Source organism: Thioalkalivibrio sp. XN279, assembly GCF_011089885.1.
Classification (GTDB): Bacteria; Pseudomonadota; Gammaproteobacteria; order Steroidobacterales; family XN24; genus XN24.
On record NZ_JAANBD010000021.1, the window covers coordinates 1 to 321 of the forward strand.

Annotated in this window: 1 pseudogene; it reads left to right on the forward strand. The window is 62.3% G+C overall.

The features are described from left to right. Positions 1–321, forward strand: a pseudogene (locus G8346_RS02880) (methyl-accepting chemotaxis protein); the annotation flags it as partial.

Consider the following 321-nt stretch of genomic DNA (forward strand, 5'->3'; position numbering starts at 1 on the left):
CATGGTGAACGGTCACATTGCGGTGAAGAAGAAGGCGATGGGTTGCGTGGGCGAGTTCGGCCGCGGCAACTTCGAGGCCGAGCTGGAGAAGTTCCCCGGCAAGAAGCGCTTCATCAACGACACCATCGAACAGGTCCGCGCCAACCTCAAGGCGCTGATCGCCGACGCCAACATGCTTTCCGAGGCTGCACTGGCCGGCAAGCTGGAGACGCGGGCGGATGCCTCACACCACCAGGGTGACTTCAAGAAGATCGTCGATGGCGTCAACGCCACCCTCGATGCCGTCGTCGGGCCCATCAACCAGGTCAAGCGCGTCATGGT